The following is a 19,618-nucleotide window of genomic DNA, read 5'->3' as shown; positions in this document are numbered from 1 at the left end:
AGCCGTGCCTGCCGGGGCACGGCCTAAACTTCAGGGTGGGGGCTAAACCGGAGGTGCAACATGCGTATGGCCAAGACCCTGCAGCAGCGCCTGGACCAGGCCAACTGCGACTACGACATCATTCCCCATCCCCATTCGGCCACCAGCCTGGAGTCGGCGCGCACGGCCGGGGTACCCGCCGAGCGGGTCGCCAAGTCAGTGATGCTCGACGACCGCCATGGCAACTACATCATGGCTGTGCTGCCGGCAAACCGGCACCTGGACATGACCGAGGTGCGCATGACCGGTGCCTGGCAACTGACCCGTGAGAGCAACCTGCCAAGCCTGTTCGGCGATTGCGAGCGCGGGGCTGTCCCGGCGCTGGGCAGCGCCTATGATATTCCGATGCTGCTCGACCGGAGTCTTACCCGCCAGGGCGATGTCTATTTCGAGGCAGGTGACCACGATCACCTTATCCACATGAGCATGGAGCAATACTTGAAGCTGGTGCCGCACGCCGAAGTGCGCGAATTGAGCTGATGCTCGCAACCCATGCCGGGCTGGCGTCGTGGACGACTGGCCTGGCCAAAGGAGTGAATCATGGAAGCGCCGATCCACAAGTTTTCCGAGCTGTTCAAGCAACTGGGCCTGGCCGATGATGCCCAGGGCATCGACCAGTTCATCACCAGCCATTCCCCGCTCAAGGGAGATGTGAAACTGGTGGATGCGCCGTTCTGGAACGACGCCCAACGCGCCTTCCTCAGAGACAGCATCAATGAGGATGCCGATTGGGCGGAGCTGTTCGACCAACTCAACGAAGCCTTGCGTCGCCCCCGCAAATAAAGCGCCGAGCGGCACCTGATGGGTGATCGGGCCGTTGCTATGCTCAGGGAAAACAACAGGGGATGGCGCAATGAAAGATCCCTACGCACCAGGCTTCTGGTGCACCGTGACGATCCTGGGCACCCTGAGCGCCGGCTACTTCTACGGTATCCGGCACACCCACACGATGAATCATGCCGTGCAGTTTCTCTATGCCGCCGCCGCCGTGACCGGGGCGGTGGCGCTCTGCGGCCTGGTTTGGATCGCCTGGCAGCAGTTGCACCTGAACCGGCGGGAAGTGGCCCAGGGGCGAACGTTGCTGACCATCTGGAACACCAAGGTTGCCTTGCGCCGGGTCGAAACGGTGTTCGACCGCTATTTCTGGGGCAGCTACTGGCACTCCGGGCGCACCTTCGAAGAGGTCATGGGCGAACTCAAGGGCACGCCCCTGGAGCAGAGCCTGGATGCCCTCAAGCGCCAGTGCCGCGAGCTTGACCGGGAAATCCATGACCACCATCATCACTGGCTGGCCAACGCCCGCGACCTGTCCAGCGTGGCCACGGCCATGGCCCGCGAGCGCTATCAGCTTGACCTGTGCGACGCTCCCGCGCGTGACGGCGGTAATACCGCCGTGCTCAATCGCGACCTGGAAGTGCTGGTGTACACCTGGTCGGCGCGCCTGCGCAGCTTCGACCATCAGCTGGACGAGCTGGAGCGCGCCTATCACTGAGCAGGGTCATTCGCCACGAATGTACTGCTCCAATTGCAGGATCAGGTTGGCTTGTTCGGCGATGGTTTCCTTGACCAGGTCGCCGATCGACAACAGCCCGAGCAGTTTGCCGTTGTCCACCACAGGCAGGTGGCGCAGGTGGCGATTGGTCATCAGGTTCATGCAGTACTCGAGGTTGTGCTTGGGCTCCACGGTGACCACCGGCGAGCTCATGATCTCGCGCACTGGCGTGGCTGCCGAGGAGCGACCCTTGAGCACCAGCTTGCGGGCGTAGTCGCGTTCGCTGACGATGCCCACCACCTGGTCGTTCTCCACCACCGGCAGCGCGCCGACGTTCTTCTCCGCCAGCAGCTTCAAGGCATCCAGCACCGAGTCGTCAGGGCCGATGGTGTAGACGCTGTGGTGCTGGGCTTTGGCTTTGAGGATTTGTTCGACGTTCTTCATACGGGCCTCGGTGAATGGAAACGCGACGTGTCGGAGTAAATAAAGCATCCGGCACGGCGCTCTGCACGGCAATGCCGGAAACGGCATCGAGGTGATTGAAAAACGTCATGGGGTGAGGGGCCGTCAAGCGGCCCCCGGATCTCAGAGTTTCGGCATCTGCCCGAGGCGCGCGACCATCTCGCTGACCACCTGCAGGTCGAGCATGAACTGCTCCACGGTCTTGAACTCGTTGTCGTTGTGCCCGGTGTACTTCACATCCGGCATGGCCAGGCCGAACTGCACGCCATTGGGCAGGTCATGCACCGAGGTGGCGCCGGCGGAGGTGCCGAACTCGTGCTTCATGCCCAGGTTCTCGCTAGCCACCGCCAGCAGCGCCTTGACCCACTCGCCTTCCGGGTTGCGGTACATCGGCTCGTCGAGGCTGTAGTCGAAGGCCACCGAAGTGTGGCTGTTGCGCGCCCAGGCACCGAGCTTGTCGGAGATCTCGGTCTTGAGGGTTTCCAACGGCTTGCCCTTGGGAATGCGCAGGTTCACCGCCAGCTTGAGGGCCTTGTCATCCAGGCCGACAAAGGTCAGCGAGGTGGTCAGCGGGCCCATGAAGCCGTCCTTGAAGCCGACGCCAAGGGTGTTGCCCAGGTAGTCCAGCCCCCAGTTGTCGGCCGCGTAGCGGGCCGCGTCGGTGATGTGGTTGTGCTTGAGCGGTACCTGCTTTTGCACGCCATTGAGGAAATCGAGCATGCGCGCCACCGGGTTGACCCCGGACTCCGGCTCGGAGGAGTGCGCCGACACGCCGGTGACGGTCAGCAGCACCTGCTTGCCATCGGCCTTGGCGTCGATGCTGAAGTCGCCACCGTGCTGCTTGACGTACTCGGCGCCGGCTTTTTCCAGGGCCTTGGCCAGGTCTGCCGGTTTGTCGCCAAGCAAGGTTGCCACCGAGCTGCCGGGGATCTGGTTGGTGGCCAGGCCACCGGTCAGGCCCACCACCTCGGCACCTTTGCCTGTGCCTGCGCGTTTGGTGAAGGTGGCCATCACGGTGCCGTAGCCCTTCTCGGCGATCACCACCGGGTAGCCGCCGTCCAGCGCCAGGTTGTAGTCGGGGGTGGCGTTGCGTTCGAAGTAGTAAGGAATGGCGTCGCCGGTGGTTTCCTCGGTGGTGTCCACCAGCAGCTTGAACTGGCGGGCCAGGGGCAGCTTCTCGTCCTTGGCCACTTTCAGCGCGTACAGCGCGACGACGATGCCGTTCTTGTCGTCCTCGGTGCCGCGGCCGTACATGCGATCGCCTACCAGGGTGACCTTGAACGGGTCCAGCTTGGTGCCGTCCTTGAGCTTCCAGTTGTCCGGATTGACCGGTACCACGTCGGCGTGGGCATGGATGCCGATCACTTCCTTGCCTTCGCCCAGGGTGATTTCGTAGACGCGGTTGTCGATGTTGCGGAACTGCAAGCCGAAGCCCTCGGCCAGGGCCTTGATCTTGTCGGCGATCTTGTGGAATTCCGGGTTCTCGTGCTGCGGCACGCCCTCCTTGCGCACGGTAGGGATCGCCACCAGTTCGCGCAGGGTCTCGGTGGCGGCCTTGGCGTACTTGATACGGGTGTACAGGCCCAGCAGGCGGTTGATCTCGTCCTGCTGCTCGGCGGTCAGCGACTTGCCGGCCAGGTAGGCCTTGAGGGTCGCGTCGAGTTTGTCGGCCTTGGCCAGGTCGCTGCCGGCCAGCTTGCCGAGGAACTGCTTGAAGTCGGCCGGGTTGCTGCCGTCGTAGGCCTTGACGATGGCGGCGGACTGTTGCTGGGTGAGGTTGGCCTGGGCCGGGATCGCGAACATGGCCGCGCTGGCCAGCAGCACGGAGGCGGCGGAAAGCTTGGTAAATGGCATGGGCGTGCGCATTCCTTTGCAAGTGGGGGAAGGTGCCCGTTTACGCAAACGGGAAGTGCCCACGCTAACACCAATGACCCCTCTCGCGGGAGAGGTGGCACTGTGCAGTCACGCACAAACGAAAAAGCCCCGGGGCAATGCCCCAGGGCTTTTTGAAGATGGCGCACTCGGCGGGATTCGAACCCACGACCCCTGCCTTCGGAGGGCAGTACTCTATCCAGCTGAGCTACGAGTGCAACGGGCCGCATGATACCCATGTGTATCGGTGGCGTCCATGGTCTTGATCTGCGGATGTTTTTCCCCGGGGCGCGGGCCGCCTGGTCACAGGGCGATCAGTTCCGGTCGCAAGCCCTCCACGCGCTGCACGCTGGGCTTCAAGTAACCCTCGGCGCCGGTGATCTGGTGCAGCACTTTCTCGCGCAACCCATGCAGGGCCACCCCGGTGCGTTGGCGCGGATGTGGCAACGCGATCTCCACCACCGCCTTGATTCGCCCCGGTCGCGGCTCCAGCACCACTACCCGGTCGGCCAGGTAGGTCGCTTCCTCGGCGTCGTGGGTGACCAGCAGGATGGTAATACCCGAGCGCTTGCGAATGGCCAGCAGCTCATCCTGCAACTGCTGGCGGGTCAGGGCGTCGAGCGCGCCAAACGGCTCGTCCAGCAGCAGGATCCGCGGGCTGGCCACAAGCCCCCGGGCGATCGCCACCCGTTGCGCCATGCCGCCAGACAGCTGGTGTGGATAGGCCGACTCGAAACCGACCAGGCCCACCAACTGCACGAACTCATGCACGCGCCGGGCGCGCTCGCCCTGGCTCAGGTGCTCGTTCACCAGGCCCAGGCCGATGTTCTGTTCCACGTTCAGCCAGGGGAACAGACGGTGCTCCTGGAACACGATGCCGCGCTCGCCGCCAATGCCGCGCACGGGCTGCCCGTCGACCTGGATACTGCCGCTGTAGTCGGTGTCCAGCCCCACCAGCAGGCGCAGCAGGGTGGACTTGCCGCAGCCGGACGAGCCGACGATGGCGATGAACTCGCCCTCGTTGATCGACAGGTCGAAGTCGCGAATGGCTTCGAACGGCTGGCCGTCGACGCTGAAGGTCTTGCCGACTTTCTCGAAACTGACCAGCGGCGGTGTGGCATCAGCTTGGTTGGCCGCGTGCAGGGCCGGGGTGATGAAGGCATTCATGCGGATCTCCAGCGCGTGGCGCGCGATTCGAGGCGTTGGCCGAGGTGGCCGAGCAGGGCGCCGACCAGGCCGATGAGGACCATGGCGGCCATCACCTGGTCCATGCGGAACAATTGCTGGGCGCCGATCATCAGGCTGGCGATGCCGCCGTCCGAAGGCATGAAGTACTCGGCGCCGATGGTGCCGAGCCAGGCGTAGATCAGCGCCAGGCGCAGCCCGGCGAAGATCGCCGGCGCGGCGCCGGGCAGCACCAGCAGACGCAGCCGGTGCACCAGGTCCAGGCGCAGGGCCTGCGCCGCCTCGCCCAGCTGTGGCGCAAGGCTGGCGATGCCGCGTTGGGTGGCGATCAGCATCGGGAAGAACGCCGCCAGTGCGACGAACACCAGCTTGGCGCCTTCACCCAGGCCGAACCAGGCGGTCAGCAGTGGCACCCAGGCGAACAGCGCCACCTGGCGCAACGCCGACAGGCTTGGGCCGAGCAGGCGCTCGGCGTTGGCTGACAGGCCCAGCAGCAGGCCCAAGGCGAACCCCGCGCCACCGCCGACCAATAGACCGGCCAGGGTGCGTTGCAGGCTCAGACGCAGGGCCTCGGGTAACGAACCGTCGAGCAGGCCTGCGTACAGGCTGCGCAGCACATCCAGCGGTGAAGAGAGGATGTTGGCATCGACCCAGCCAAGGCTGTTGGCGGCCTGCCACAGCAGCAACAGCCCCGCAGGCAGCAGCAGGCTTTGCCAGCCGCGTGGCACCTGGCCGCGCAACTGCTCGCCAGTGGCCGGTTGCGGCCAGTGCAACAGGCTGCGTTCCAGGCGCGAGAAGCCGCGCTCCATCAGTGCGCCGACCAGGCCGATCAGCAGGATGCAGAGGAACACCAGGTCGAGCATGAACAACTGCCGCCCCCAGACCATCAGGTAGCCGATGCCTTCGCTGGAGGCCAGCAGTTCCACAGCCAGCAGCGAGGTCCAGCCAGTGGCCAGGGCCAGCCGCACACCGGCGAGAAAAGCCGGTAGCGCGGCAGGCAGCAACAGGCGCAGGAACAGCAGGTGAGGGCGCAGGCGCAGGACAGCGGCGGCCTCGCGCAGCTTGGGCTGGGCGTCGCGCACCCCGACCAGGGTATGTAGCGTTACCGGCACCACCACCGCCTTGACCAGCACCACCAGCTTAAGTAGCTCGCCGATGCCGAAGAACAGCATGAACAGCGGGATCCAGGCCAGGGTTGGGATTTGCGCCAGGGCAACGAAGGTGGGCAGCACCAGAGTCTGCGCCCGTCGCGACCCGCCCAGCCAGGTGCCCAGCAGCAGGCCGCTGGCGATTCCTGCCAACAGCCCCCAGATCAGGCGCTGCAGACTTATCCACAGGTGACCCCAGAGTTCGCCGGAGCCGAACTCCAGCGCACTCTGCCAGACCAGCGCGGGGGCGGGCAGGATCTGTTCGCTCATCCAGTGCTCACGGCTGGCGACGACCCACAAGGCCGCCACCGCCAACGGCACGATCCACGGCAGGTAGGAGCGGCCTTGTGTCGCGAAAGGGCCGCGTAGCGGCCCCCACAGGCGCCGCGGACTTGCGCTCAAGACTTCGCTCATCGGGGCATCTCCCAAACCGTTCCTTGTTTATTCATTTATGGAATTAAAAATTCACATAAATTGCATTCAAGAGATAAGAGCATGCGGCCGGTGCATGCGAAAGCCCCGTCCCGTTGCGTTTTCCTCATATTTTCCATGCGTTTCCTGCAAGCTCGTCGCAGGCCCGCATGGCGCCTGGGTTATGTCTTCTGGTTACTAAAAAATGAAGTTTTGATCTTTGTAGGATCTAACCGGACCTGCCTAGCTTCTGGCCCATAGCGCCGGCCATCGCCGGTGGCAGCCTGCCAAGGAGCCTTGCCATGAAAACCACCTTCCGCCACCTGCTCAGCCCGTTGCTCGCCGCCTTGTTGAGTGCCGTGCCCGTGGCCGCGCATGCCGCCCAGCCGGATGTGATCCGTATCGCCGTGCCCGACCTCAGCGCCGGCAGCAAGCCCAGCGCCGGCGGCGTGGTGGATGTGCTGCGCGACCAGCAACTGCTGGAGAAAGAGTTTGCCAAGGACGGCATCCGCATCGACTGGCGCTTCTTCAAGGGCGCAGGCCCCGTGGTCAACGAGGCCCTGGCCAACGGCCAGGCAGACTTCGCCTACCTGGGCGACCTGGCCGCGATCATCGGCAAGGCCAGCGGCCTCGACACCCGCGTGCTGTCGGCAGGGGTGCGCGGTGTGAAGAGCTACCTCGGCGTAGTCCCGGGCTCGGGCATCCACAGCCTGCAGGATCTCAAGGGCAAGCGCGTGGCAGTGTTCCGCGGCACCGCCAACCAGCTGTCGTTTGCCAGTGCCCTGGCCAGCCAGGGGCTGTCCGAGCGTGAACTGAAAGTGATCAACCTCGACTTCAACGCCGCCAATGCCGCCCTGGCCGCCAAGCAGATCGACGCCACCTGGGGCCTGTCCAACCTGCTGTCGCTGCGCGAGCGGGGCCTGGTCGAGTTGCCGGTCAACTCACGCAACCTGCAGGGTGCCGGCAGTACTCAAGCGGTGCTGCTCGGCACCGGCGCGTTCATTCGCCAGCACCCCGACCTGGTGCAGCGCCTGGTCAATGCCCAGGAACAGGCGGCGAAGTGGCTGCGCGACGAGCGTAACCGCGAGGCCTATGTGGACCTCGTGGCCAATACCGCCAACTGGCCGAAGTCGATCCTGCGCGACGACCTGGCCGAGGAAAATCTTGCCGAGTACTTCGACCCACGCCTGGACGCTGGCTTCGTCGCCCTGCTGCAACAGGGCGTCGACCTGGCCGCCAAGGAGCGCCTGATCCGCCGCGGCTTCCAGGTGGCCGACTGGGTCGAGCCACGCTTCATCGATCACGCCCTGCAACAGGACCAAGCCGTCCAGGCCGCCCGCTGACCCGACACAACCCTGAGGAGCACGACCATGAGCAACGCCGCATTGGCCACCGCGCCGCAAACCCTCGAACTCGACATCCACCCCGTTGCCGGGCGCATTGGCGCCGAGATTCGCGGTATCAAGCTGTCCGCCGACCTCGACCCGGCAACCGTCGATGCCATCCAGGCGGCGCTGGTGCAGTACAAGGTGATCTTCTTCCGAGGCCAGGAGCATCTGGACGACGTCGGCCAGGAAGCCTTCGCCCAGCGGCTCGGCGACCCCATCGCCCACCCCACGGTGCCCGTGGTCGACGGCACCAGCTACCTGCTCCAGCTCGATGGCGCCGAGGGGCAGCGGGCCAACTCCTGGCACACCGACGTGACCTTCGTCGATGCCTACCCCAAGGCTTCGATCCTGCGCAGCGTGGTGGCCCCGGCCTCCGGTGGCGACACGGTGTGGGCCAACACCGCCGCGGCCTACCAGGAACTGCCCGAACCGCTGCGTACCCTGGCCGACCAGCTTTGGGCGGTGCACAGCAACGAGTACGACTACGCCAGCGTGAAACCGGATGTCGATCCGGCCAAGCTGGAGCGCTACCGCAAGGTGTTCACTTCGACGGTGTACGAGACCGAGCACCCGGTGGTGCGCGTGCATCCGGTCAGTGGCGAGCGCGTGCTGCAACTTGGGCATTTCGTCAAACGCATCAAGGGCTATTCGCTGGCCGACTCGCAGCATCTGTTCGCGGTACTGCAGGGGCATGTGACACGCCTGGAAAACACCGTGCGCTGGCGCTGGCAGGCCGGGGACGTGGCGATCTGGGACAACCGCGCAACGCAGCACTATGCGGTGGATGACTACGGTACACAGCCGCGCGTCGTGCGCCGCGTTACCCTGGCTGGCGAGGTGCCGGTGGGGGTGGATGGGCAACCGAGCCGGACCACGCGCAAGGGCTGAGATCGCTGGGGCCGCAAAGCGGCCCCTGTTCGCTACAACTCGGCGTCACAGGCCAGCAACTGCCTCACCAATCCCTGCGCCAGCGCCGACAAGCCATACCCCACCCGGCTCACCACCCCATAGCGGGTGTAGAACGCCTCCTCCTGTTCCGCCGCTAGGTCCGCCAACTTGAGCGCCACCAGCCCTTCATACGGCCGCAGGTTTGCGCCGCAGGCAATGCCGATGGTGTCCGAGTGCAGCACCACATTGAGCAGCGCATAGCCATGCTCGCATTCCACGCTGGGCAGGAAGTCCTGGCGCCCACTGAGGTCGCTGAGGATCTTGCGGATGTTCGGCGGGCGGAAGGTGGTCGCCAGCGGATAGTCGAACAGGTCCTGCGCCCGTACTTCGCCACGCTCGGTCAGCGGATGCCCGGCGCGGCAACAGAAATGCCAGCGTTGTGGCGTGAGCTTGTGCACCTGGTAATCCGGGTCGGCTTCGAACTGGCGGGTGTCGGCGACGAAGAACTCGATCTCCTCGGCGATCAGCCGGCGGTTCAAGGCCTGCCAATTGTCCACCTGGAAGCAGGTGCGCGCTGCCGGGTACTCGGCGACGAAGCGTGCAACCGCCCGCGGCACCAGCCCGCCGGCGGGCGCCGGCCCCGAGCCAAAGCGCACCACGCCGGTGGTGGCGCCGTTGAACTGGTTGATCTCGTTGACCAGGTTGTGCGCCCCATGCACCAGGCGCCGCGAATGCTCCAGCACCAGCAGGCCCTGGCGGGTCGGCGCCAGTTCCTTGCTGGCGCGGTCGACCAGGCGGCAGCCGACATTGTGCTCCAGCGTCTGGATGCTGCGGCTGAAAGCCGATTGCGAAAGGTTCACCGCAGCCGCCGCGGCGACGAAGCTGCGGTGCTCGACAAGGGCGATGAAGTGGCGGAGCTGGCGCAGGTCGATATGCATTTTCTACATGGAAACTTTCGGTGGAATGCAATTGCTGGGAAGGGTTGGGAACCTTATAAAGGGAGTCACTTATTCCACAAAATATGAATTACAAATATTTATATCTCTTAAAAGAATATAAGCCCGCCTGACCGCGATTCGGTTCCGCCAACGGAAATGCTCGCCTGGGCCCTTGCCTCAAGGAGCATCTGCATGTCCCGACTTTCCCGTTGGCCCGCGCGCGCCTCGTTGTTCGCCCTGCAACCCCTGGCGGCTGGAGTGCTGCTGGCCGCTTCCGGCAGCAGCTTCGCCGATGAGCCCAACGCCGCCCCAGCCGTGACGCAGGAAGCCCAGCTCGGCACGGTCACCGTCAATGCCCGGCGACGCGAAGAGACCGCGCAGAGCGTGCCCACGCCGATCAGCGTGCTGGGCAGCGAAACCCTCGAGACCCAGCGCATCTACCGCGTGCAAGATTTGCAGCAACTGGTGCCGAGCACCAACGTCGCCTATGTGCACGCCCGCCAATCGAGCATCTCCATCCGTGGCCTGGGCAACAACCCGGCCAGCGATGGCCTGGAAGGCAGCGTCGGTGTGTACCTGGACAACGTCTACCTGGGCCGCCCGGGCATGGCGGTGTTCGACCTGCTCGACGTCGAGCAACTGGAAGTGCTGCGCGGCCCGCAGGGGACGTTGTTCGGCAAGAACACCACTGCCGGGGTGCTCAACATCACCACGCGCAAGCCAACCTTCCACCAGGAGGGTAGCGTGCAGTCATCGCTGGGCGAAGATGGCTACTGGCAGACCCAGGGCAGTTTCTCCGGCCCTTTGACCGACACCCTCGCCGGGCGCATCAGCGCCTACCACACCGAGGACGACGGCTATGTGAAGAACGTCTACAACGGCCATGACCTCAACGGCGGCAAGCGCCAGGGTTTCCGTACCCAGTTGCTGTTCAAGCCCAGCGAAACTTTCAACCTGCGCTGGATCGGCGAATACAACGAAGAAAACTCCGACAATGGCATCCTCAGCCTGTACAGCACCGGACCGACCCTCAACGGCGTCAACCGCTATGAAAGCCTGGCGCGCCAGGCCGGTGCCACGCTGGTGTCGGGCAAGGATCGCAAGGTCAATTTCGACGCCGACCAGATGGTCAAGGTGTTCCAGGGCGGCACTTCGGTGGAGGCCAACTGGACCCTGCCCAACGACTTCACCCTCACCTCGATCAGCGCCTACCGCTGGTGGGACTTCACCCCGCGCAACGACGATGGCCTCAATGTGCCGGTGTTCTACAACGCCGGTGTTTCGGTGCGCGACAAGCAGTACTCCCAGGAAATCCGCCTGGCTTCGCCCACCGGCGGCTTCTTCGACTATGTACTCGGGGCCTACTACTTCAAGCAGGACCTGGACAACAAATCGTTTACCTACAACGGACCGCAGGCCGACATCTGGAACCTGACCCCGGCTGGCGCCCTGGCCAACGTCACCACAATCGGCAACGGCCATATCGATACCGACAGCTACGCGTTGTTCGCCCAGGGCACCTGGCACCTTACCGAGCGCCTGGATTTCACCGCCGGGGTGCGCGGCACCTATGAAGAGAAAAGCGCCTGGGTGACCCGCGACGCACCGTCCGGCGGCGCGGCCGTTACCGGTGCGGCGGCCGCGGCTCGCCAGGGCCGGGTGGGCGCCTACGATTCGGGCGACCTCAACCAGTACAGCTTCGCGCCATCCGGGCTGCTGAGCCTGAGCTACCGCTTCAGCGATGACCTGCTCGGTTATGCCAGCTTGTCCCACGGCGAGAAGTCCGGTGGCGTCAACCTGACCGTCGGCGCCGCGCCACGGCTGGGCACCGATTCGTTGCTGGTGGGCACCGAGCGCGCCAACAACGCCGAACTCGGCATCAAGAGCAGCTGGTTCGACAACCGCCTGCAACTGAACAGCAACCTGTTCTGGACCGAGGTCCATGGCTACCAGGCCAACGTCTACGACCAGGTCAACCGCGTGCAGTATCTGGCCAACGCCGGCAGCGTGCGCTCCCGCGGCCTGGAGTTCGAGGCCACGGCAGCGCCGTTGCGCGGGCTGACCCTGAACTTCAACGGTTCGTGGAACGACGTGCGCTACACCGAGTACGACGACGCGCCGTGCCCGCCGGAGGTGAGCCTGGTCAATGCCGCCGCCACCTGCGACCTGTCTGGCCACCAAGTGGTGGGTGCCTCCAAGTACATCGCCAACCTCAACGGCCAGTACAAGTGGCAGCTGACCGAGCGTATCGAGCCCTATGTCACCGCCAGCTACGCCTTCCGTTCCAAGGCCGTGGGCACCATCGACGACTCCGATTACGGGCAGATCCCCAGCTACGCCATCGTCAACCTGTCCACCGGCGTGCGCCTGGACCAGGGCGACGGCGTGCTCGACCTGTCGCTGTGGGTGAAAAACGCCGGCGACAAGACCTACTTCACCAGCCTGTGGAACTCCGCCAACGGCGGTTACGCCGGGGTGCTGGGTACTCCGCGCACCCTGGGCGCCACCGCCCGTTACGACTTCTGAGCACAAGGAGCTTTGCCATGAATGCCAAGACCCAACCGCATGACTTGCCCGAGGGCGCCTGCCTCACCGCCAAGGTGCCCGACCGCGACCAAGCCCTGCTCGGCGACGTGGTGGTCAACCCGTACCGCCTGGCGCCGTTGACCGCGATCATCCGTGATGGCGGGCGCACCCTGAGCGCCGCCCATGTGCGGGTGCTGGGGCGCGGCGAGCGCGGTATCGATATTGTCTACGACGTGTCCGACCGCTCGCTGTGGACCTACGGCGGCATTCCGGTGTTCGGCCTGTACCCCGACCATGTCAATGAGATCGAGGTGAGCTACAAGCTCGATGGCGGACGCATCCGCGAGCGTTACGAAATCTACGCCCCGGCAGTGCGCCTGCCGGTGGTGGCGAAGCAGACCGCCGCGCTGCCCGAAGTTGAGTCGGTCAAGGTCGCGCCCGGTTTCGAGCAGCGGCTGTACCTGTTCAACCACCTGTTGGCCGAGATCCCCGGCGGGCGTGCCTTCAAGTGGAACGGCCTGGGTGGCGCCGCCGAGTGGGACTCGGTGGGCAACAACTGGATCGCCGACAGCAACGGCGATGTGCGCTGGTACCTCGATATCGAGCAGATCCACGATTCCAACCACCGCGACGGCCTGGGCGGGACCATGGGCTTCCACCAGACCCGTGACGGCAAGCTGATCTGGGGCCAGGGCCAGACCTACTCCAAGTACGACCTGCTTGGCCGGCGTATCTGGCAGCGCAACCTGCCGGACAAGTTCGCCGACTTCTCCCACGAGATTCGCGAGACGCCCAACGGCACCTACCTGTTGCGGGTCGGCACCAGCGACTACCGCCGCCCGGATGGCAAGCGCGTGCGCTCGATCCGCGACCATATCATCGAGGTCAACGAGGCCGGCGACGTGCTGGACTTCTGGGACCTGAACCAGATCCTCGACCCGTACCGCGGCGAGTTGCTGGAAACCCTGGGCAAGGCCGCGATCCAGCTGCCGGACGGTGTGCAGAAACAGGACGAGCGCCTGGCCAACGAGCTGGCCGAAGGCGACCTGCCGTTCGGCGACACGCCCGGCGTCGGTACCGGACGCAACTGGGCCCACGTCAATGCCATCGACTACGACGCCGATGACGACAGCATCATCGTTTCAGCTCGTCACCAGGGCGTGGTAAAGATCGGTCGCGACAAGCAGGTGAAGTGGATTCTTGCCGCGCCCCAGGGCTGGCCGGCGCGCCTGCAGGAAAAGGTGCTCAAACCCGTGGGCGAGGGCTTCGAGTGGTCCTGGACCCAGCACACTGCCTGGCTGACCGGACGCGGCACGCTGACCGTGTTCGACAACGGCTGGGGCCGGGACTTCGGCCCTACCAAGTTGGCGGACAACTACAGCCGGGCGGTGGAGTACAAGATCGACGAGGCCAAGGGCACGGTCGAGCAGGTGTGGCAGTACGGCAAGGAACGCGGTGACGAATGGTACAGCCCGATCACCTCGGTGGTGGCGTATCGGGCCGATACCGATACCCAGTTCATCTATTCGGCGTCGGTGAACTTCCTCACGCCCCAGAAGCTGACGACCAGCGTGCTCAATGAAGTGCGTCGCGGCACCCAGGAGGTGGCCGTGGAGCTGAAAGTGCACAGTCGTCAGCCTGGCAGCGTGGGCTACCGGGCGCTGGTGATCGAACTCGACAAGGCGTTCTGATGGACTAACCTGCCAAGGCCCTATCGCGGGGCACCTAGCATCGGCGCACCGGTGCGAGGTGCCCCGCGATGCATTTCCACTGATCTGAATCTCGACCACTCGTTCTTTTTTTCGAACAGCCTATTGTCCAACCCCCCAGCGCCCGCTTAGCATTCCGTTTGAGATTTCAAACGCTCGGCACCCAGGCGTCGAACACCCTGGTGCACGAATTCCTGACGGCCGCCCTTGTATGCGGGCGCCTTTTCAACAATCAAAATTCGCAGTTAAGGGAAGCCGACATGCAGCTCAAAGACGCTCAGTTGTTCCGCCAGCAAGCCTTCATCAATGGTGAGTGGCTGGATGCGGACAGCGGTCAGACCATCAAGGTGACCAACCCGGCCACCGGTGAAGTGATCGGCAGCGTGCCGAAGATGGGCGCCGCCGAGACCCGCCGCGCCATCGAGGCCGCCGACAAGGCGCTGCCGGCCTGGCGCGCACTGACTGCCAAGGAGCGTGCCGGCAAGCTGCGCCGCTGGTTCGAGTTGATGATCGAGCACCAGGACGACCTGGCTCGCCTGATGACCACCGAGCAGGGCAAGCCACTGGCCGAGGCCAAGGGTGAGATCGCCTACGCCGCCTCGTTCATCGAGTGGTTCGCCGAGGAAGCCAAGCGCGTCTATGGCGACGTCATCCCTGGCCACCAGCCGGACAAGCGCCTGATCGTCATCAAGCAGCCGATCGGTGTCACCGCCGCCATCACCCCGTGGAACTTCCCGGCCGCGATGATCACCCGTAAAGCCGGCCCGGCCCTGGCCGCCGGTTGCACCATGGTGCTCAAGCCCGCTTCGCAGACCCCGTACTCCGCCCTGGCCCTGGTCGAGCTGGCCACCCGTGCCGGTATCCCGGCTGGCGTGCTGAGCGTCATCACCGGCAGCGCCGGCGAAGTCGGCTCCGAGCTGACCGGCAACTCGCTGGTACGCAAGCTGTCGTTCACCGGCTCGACCGAAATCGGTCGCCAGCTGATGGAAGAGTGCGCCAAGGACATCAAGAAGGTTTCCCTGGAGCTGGGCGGCAACGCGCCGTTCATCGTGTTCGACGACGCCGACCTGGACAAGGCGGTCGAGGGCGCGATCATCTCCAAGTACCGCAACAACGGCCAGACCTGCGTCTGCGCCAACCGTATCTACGTGCAGGACGGTGTCTACGACGCCTTCGCCGAGAAGCTCAAGGCCGCCGTGGCCAAGCTGAAGATCGGCAACGGTCTGGAAGAAGGCACCACCACTGGCCCGCTGATCGACGGCAAGGCTGTCGCCAAGGTCCAGGAGCACATCGAGGACGCGGTATCCAAGGGCGCCAAGGTACTGTCCGGCGGCAAGCTCATCGAAGGCAACTTCTTCGAGCCGACCATCCTGGTCGACGTGCCGAAAACCGCTGCGGTGGCTAAAGAAGAGACCTTCGGCCCACTGGCGCCGCTGTTCCGCTTCAAGGACGAGGCCGAAGTCATCGCCATGTCCAACGACACCGAATTCGGCCTGGCCTCGTACTTCTACGCCCGTGACATGAGCCGCGTGTTCCGCGTCGCCGAGGCCCTGGAATACGGCATGGTCGGTATCAACACCGGCCTGATCTCCAACGAAGTCGCGCCGTTCGGTGGTATCAAGGCCTCGGGCCTGGGCCGCGAAGGTTCCAAGTACGGTATCGAGGACTACCTCGAGATCAAATACCTGTGCATCAGCGTCTGATCGCCGGGTAAACGGTTTTACCTCTGCCAGCGGGGCGCGAGAGCGACGCCTCGCTGGCCTTTTTGACATAGCGGTACCCGGTGGCCAGGGCATTCGTGGCAGTCGATCAACGAATACTGTGCGCGCATGCGTCCAGCCACCCCCGAATAAAAGCGCCTGGAATGGGCGCAATTGAGGGCACTATGAGCAAGACCAACGAATCCTTGATGCAACGTCGTGTCGCCGCCGTCCCACGTGGCGTTGGCCAGATTCACCCGATCTTCGTCGACACCGCGAAGAACTCGACGGTGCTCGACGTTGAAGGCCGCGAACTGATCGACTTCGCCGGTGGCATCGCCGTACTGAACACCGGCCACCTGCACCCGAAAGTGGTTGCCGCGGTGCAAGAGCAGCTGACCAAGGTCAGCCACACCTGCTTCCAGGTGCTGGCCTACGAGCCTTATGTCGAACTGTGCGAAAAGATCAACAAGCTGGTACCAGGCAACTTCGACAAGAAGACCCTGCTGGTCACCACCGGCTCCGAAGCCGTCGAGAACGCCGTGAAGATCGCCCGTGCCGCCACTGGCCGTGCCGGCGTGATCGCCTTCACCGGCGGCTACCACGGCCGCACCATGATGACCCTGGGCCTGACCGGCAAGGTCGTGCCGTACTCCGCCGGCATGGGCCTGATGCCAGGCGGCATCTTCCGCGCCCTGTTCCCGAGCGAACTGCACGGTGTCAGCGTCGACGACGCCATCGCCTCGGTCGAGCGTATCTTCAAGAACGACGCCGAGCCGCGTGACATCGCCGCGATCATCCTCGAGCCGGTGCAAGGCGAAGGTGGCTTCCTGCCTGCGCCGAAAGAACTGATGCAGCGCCTGCGCGCCCTGTGCGACCAGCACGGCATCCTGCTGATCGCTGACGAAGTGCAGACCGGCGCTGGCCGGACCGGCACCTTCTTCGCCATGGAGCAGATGGGCGTCGCGCCTGACCTGACCACCTTCGCCAAGTCCATCGCCGGTGGCTTCCCGCTGGCCGGTGTGTGCGGCAAGGCCGAGTACATGGACGCCATCGCCCCGGGCGGCCTGGGCGGCACCTACGCCGGTTCGCCGATCGCTTGCGCCGCAGCCCTGGCGGTGATCGAAGTGTTCGAGGAAGAGAAGCTGCTGGATCGCAGCAAGGCCGTTGGCGAGCGTCTGACCGCCGGCCTGCGTGAAATCCAGAAGAAGCACCCGATCATTGGCGATGTCCGTGGCCTGGGCTCGATGATCGCCGTGGAAGTCTTCGAGAAAGGTACCCATACCCCGAACGCCGCCGCCGTCGCTCAGGTGGTCGCCAAGGCACGTGACAAGGGCCTGATCCTGCTGTCCTGTGGCACTTACGGCAACGTCCTGCGGATCCTGGTGCCGTTGACCGCCGAAGATGCGCTGCTGGACAAAGGCCTGGCCATCATCGAAGAGTGCTTCGCCGAACTGGCCTGAAACATGTGACACGCTGCAGAAAAAACCCGCCTCGGCGGGTTTTTTTGTGCCCTTCGTAGTCATCAGGCGCTAAGGTTGTACGAGGAATCCGTGGAAGCTGCGATGGATCGCGCGTCATTTTCTGGAGACTCGCTCATGAGCGCTGCCGACCCCCTACCCCCTTGCGTGCTGATTGCCGAGGGCGACCCCTGGGTACGCGACATGCTCAGCGAAATGCTGCTCAGCGTGCGCTGCGATGCGCGCTTGCAGGTTTGCGCCGATGGCTCGCAGGCGCTGAGCGCGCTGGCGAGCAAGCCTGACCTGATCATCGCCGCCCGCGAACTCGCCGGCCTCGATGGCCTAGACCTGCTGCGCAAGGTGCGCGCCAAGGGCGACAGGCCTGGATTGCCATTTATCCTCATGAGCGACCGCACCGACAGCGCCAGCGTGCGCGAGGCCGTGCCGCTGCAGCCCACGGCGTACCTCAGCAAGCCGCTCGACCTGGACAACCTGCGCAAGCGCCTGGAAAACCTGCTGCTGGCAGTGGGCGAGCAGATTGCCTGCCCAGTGCCGCCGCTGCAGCCCGGCGTGCAATTGCCGGCCTACCTCGAGCAGCGTCGCGCCACGGCCGACGGTGGCCCGCTGTTCGCCGACGTGCAGGTGGCGGTCAAGCGCGCGCTCAACCCCCAGGGGCTGAACCTCAAGGTGCTCGAGGAAGAGCTACGCAACGACCCGCAGATCACCGGTGTGCTGATCGCCGCCGCCAACAGCGCCGCCCTGCACCGCGAAGCGCCGGTACAGACCTTGCTGCAGGCGTTGAACAAGCTCGGCAGCACCCAGAGCATGAACCTCATCCTCGGGCTGACCCTCAAGCGCAGCGCGCGTCTGAGCGACCCGCTGCTGGCCCGGCATGCCGCGCATTACTGGAACCTGTCGCTGCACACCGCCGAATATGCCCGCACCCTGGCGCGCATGCTCGAAGTGGACGAAGGGCGCTGCTACTGCGCGGGTTTGTTGCATTGCCTGGGCGACCTGGCGGTACTGCGCACCTTGCAGGAGTGGCGACTGGCCGGTGGCGAGCTGGACGAGGACCAGGTGGAGCTGTCGCTCAACGAGTTCGGCGCCCCGTTCGGCTCGGCCCTGCGCACCCGCTGGCGCTTGCCGCTCGACCTACGCGAGCTGATCGCCGCGGTGTATCAGTTGGGCGGCGGTGTCTACTCCCGCGAAATCCTGGCGATGAACCTGGCCGGACAACTGTCGCGACTCAGGCCCAGCGAGGGGCTGGAGAAGATCGCCAGCAGCAAGACGGCGCGGTTGCTCAAGCTGGGATTGCCGGAGTTGTCGCGGCTGCGCAAGGTGGACCCGGAGGCGCTGGCGCGGGAGGAGGCTGAGCGTCTGGTGGCGGAAGCTGCTGCGAGCGAGCCGGAGGTTGCCCCGGTTATTGCGCCGGCTACTGATGCAGGCCCGGCCGAAGATGAGGAACCACAGGCTTGATCAGCGCGCCGCCGGGATTGCATCAGGCTTGGGAGCATTCCTACAGGTATTGCGGACGGTAGTTCGTATCCAGAGAAGTTCTTCAGGCGTAGCTTTCCCTCCACTCCACCAACGGAATGGCAGGAAGGTTTCGGCTGAAGATGAGTACGTATAGACACCGTGGTCTGCGCTATCAGGTCTTTCGATCGCAAGCGCGAAAGCTGGCCCAGGAAGCATTCTGCGAGAGCCAACCTGTGCCCAGGCCTGGGCTTGACGTCGACAAGGTATGTTTCGAACCTATTGGTCACAGGGCTTTCTAGGCTTTTCAGGGCTGGGGCGAGCAGACCCACCACTTTCCTTGGGAGGAGGTGCCGCGATGGACGGACTTCGACCTCAAAGGCTTCGACCTGTCGTTGTGGTCTGCGCGAGAGCTCTGTGGGCTCTGCTATGCCAGCCCCCGGCGAAGCAGGCGCTGCATCAAGATCATCTTGCTGGAGGGCAAGCCGGGCCCGGAGAACCCATTGAGGGGGCTGGTGGCGTCACTGTCGGTGTTGGCGGTTGCAGAGTACGCAAGGATGCTCAAGTACTCGCGAATTGAGGTTCAACAGCCGGACCCGGGGGCCGAGCCCCTGTACCAGTCGCTTGGCTTCGCTCGCGATCCGGGCGGAAGTCTCGTGATATCCGTTGCGGCAATGAGCCCGCAACGTACTTTCCATATCTCGGAGGTGCCTGTGAGCTATTCGAAAGATTCCAAGAGAGCTGCACTGATCAAGCGCTACACAGCCCAGGCTATTGCTCTGGCGGGTGAAATCACCGATCAGCAACGACATTTTCTCGAAGTTGGCTTCAAGGAAGGCCTGGAGAAAGAGCCTGAGGGGATACTGGCTGGGCCACGTAGCGGGCCGATCGATTATGAATGGAGTGCCGCCGCCGTGAAGTGACCCG

Annotated in this window: 16 protein-coding genes and 1 tRNA gene; 11 read left to right on the top strand and 6 right to left on the bottom strand. The window is 64.6% G+C overall.

Translation table 11 applies throughout. The annotated features are described in order from the left end of the window. Window positions 1–60: 60 nt before the first annotated feature. From E3U47_RS00380 to E3U47_RS00370, 3 genes are all read left to right on the top strand, one after another. Window positions 61–519 carry an aminoacyl-tRNA deacylase gene (locus E3U47_RS00380; protein ID WP_134688966.1) on the top strand — a complete coding sequence of 153 codons (459 nt, stop codon included), beginning with the start codon at window positions 61–63 and terminating at the stop codon, window positions 517–519. Window positions 520–579: 60 nt separating this feature from the next. Further along, complete coding sequence (locus E3U47_RS00375; protein WP_134688965.1) at window positions 580–822, top strand: DUF2789 domain-containing protein; 243 nt, start codon at window positions 580–582, stop codon at window positions 820–822. A gap of 70 nt (window positions 823–892) precedes the next feature. Then, entirely contained in the window at window positions 893–1,531 is a 639-nt protein-coding gene (locus E3U47_RS00370; RefSeq protein ID WP_134688964.1) for an NADH:ubiquinone oxidoreductase subunit N, read from the top strand. 6 nt (window positions 1,532–1,537) lie between these two features. Here E3U47_RS00370 and E3U47_RS00365 read toward each other — a convergent pair whose 3' ends face one another. From E3U47_RS00365 to E3U47_RS00345, 5 genes are all read right to left on the bottom strand, one after another. Then, window positions 1,538–1,975: a CBS domain-containing protein gene (locus E3U47_RS00365; RefSeq protein ID WP_134688963.1), complete on the bottom strand. Its 438-nt coding sequence runs from the start codon at window positions 1,973–1,975 to the stop codon at window positions 1,538–1,540. A 141-nt stretch (window positions 1,976–2,116) separates the two neighbouring features. After that, entirely contained in the window at window positions 2,117–3,847 is a 1,731-nt protein-coding gene (locus E3U47_RS00360) for a dipeptidase (RefSeq protein WP_134688962.1), read from the bottom strand. Window positions 3,848–4,006: 159 nt separating this feature from the next. Beyond that, window positions 4,007–4,083: transfer RNA gene (locus E3U47_RS00355), tRNA-Arg, on the bottom strand. Window positions 4,084–4,168: 85 nt separating this feature from the next. After that, complete coding sequence (locus tag E3U47_RS00350) at window positions 4,169–5,032, bottom strand: ABC transporter ATP-binding protein (protein WP_134688961.1); 864 nt, start codon at window positions 5,030–5,032, stop codon at window positions 4,169–4,171. Then, window positions 5,029–6,612, bottom strand: a complete 1,584-nt coding sequence (locus E3U47_RS00345; RefSeq protein WP_134688960.1) for an ABC transporter permease — start codon at window positions 6,610–6,612, stop codon at window positions 5,029–5,031. The genes E3U47_RS00350 and E3U47_RS00345 overlap by 4 nt, the downstream gene beginning before the upstream one ends. A gap of 299 nt (window positions 6,613–6,911) precedes the next feature. On the opposite strand from E3U47_RS00345, the gene E3U47_RS00340 reads away from it, so the two are divergent. After that, a complete protein-coding gene (locus E3U47_RS00340) occupies window positions 6,912–7,952 on the top strand; it encodes an ABC transporter substrate-binding protein (RefSeq protein WP_134688959.1) in 1,041 nt (346 codons plus the stop codon). A gap of 27 nt (window positions 7,953–7,979) precedes the next feature. Next, complete coding sequence (locus tag E3U47_RS00335; protein ID WP_134688958.1) at window positions 7,980–8,885, top strand: TauD/TfdA family dioxygenase; 906 nt, start codon at window positions 7,980–7,982, stop codon at window positions 8,883–8,885. A 32-nt stretch (window positions 8,886–8,917) separates the two neighbouring features. On the opposite strand, the gene E3U47_RS00330 is transcribed toward E3U47_RS00335, so the two are convergent. Further along, window positions 8,918–9,823, bottom strand: a complete 906-nt coding sequence (locus tag E3U47_RS00330) for a LysR family transcriptional regulator (protein ID WP_134688957.1) — start codon at window positions 9,821–9,823, stop codon at window positions 8,918–8,920. 192 nt (window positions 9,824–10,015) lie between these two features. On the opposite strand from E3U47_RS00330, the gene E3U47_RS00325 reads away from it, so the two are divergent. The 6 genes from E3U47_RS00325 to E3U47_RS25150 all read left to right on the top strand — a co-directional run bounded on the left by E3U47_RS00325 (window position 10,016) and on the right by E3U47_RS25150 (window position 19,614). Then, window positions 10,016–12,349, top strand: coding sequence for a TonB-dependent receptor (locus E3U47_RS00325; protein ID WP_134688956.1), 2,334 nt, complete (start codon window positions 10,016–10,018; stop codon window positions 12,347–12,349). Window positions 12,350–12,366: 17 nt separating this feature from the next. Then, entirely contained in the window at window positions 12,367–14,040 is a 1,674-nt protein-coding gene (locus tag E3U47_RS00320) for an aryl-sulfate sulfotransferase (protein ID WP_134688955.1), read from the top strand. A 278-nt stretch (window positions 14,041–14,318) separates the two neighbouring features. Further along, window positions 14,319–15,761, top strand: a complete 1,443-nt coding sequence (gene gabD / locus E3U47_RS00315; RefSeq protein WP_023632033.1) for an NADP-dependent succinate-semialdehyde dehydrogenase — start codon at window positions 14,319–14,321, stop codon at window positions 15,759–15,761. Window positions 15,762–15,943: 182 nt separating this feature from the next. After that, complete coding sequence (gene gabT / locus E3U47_RS00310; protein ID WP_134688954.1) at window positions 15,944–17,221, top strand: 4-aminobutyrate--2-oxoglutarate transaminase; 1,278 nt, start codon at window positions 15,944–15,946, stop codon at window positions 17,219–17,221. A 135-nt stretch (window positions 17,222–17,356) separates the two neighbouring features. Then, window positions 17,357–18,694, top strand: a complete 1,338-nt coding sequence (locus E3U47_RS00305; RefSeq protein WP_256660207.1) for a response regulator — start codon at window positions 17,357–17,359, stop codon at window positions 18,692–18,694. A gap of 467 nt (window positions 18,695–19,161) precedes the next feature. After that, the gene (locus tag E3U47_RS25150) at window positions 19,162–19,614 is read left to right on the top strand and encodes a hypothetical protein (protein ID WP_256660206.1); all 453 of its coding nucleotides are present in this window, start codon (window positions 19,162–19,164) and stop codon (window positions 19,612–19,614) included. The last annotated feature ends 4 nt before the right edge of the window (window positions 19,615–19,618 follow it).

The organism is Pseudomonas sp. RIT623, assembly GCF_004519305.1.
In the GTDB taxonomy this organism is placed as follows: Bacteria; Pseudomonadota; Gammaproteobacteria; order Pseudomonadales; family Pseudomonadaceae; genus Aquipseudomonas.
Note: the sequence above shows the minus strand (reverse complement) of the source record. Positions and strands in the feature narration are given on the sequence as shown.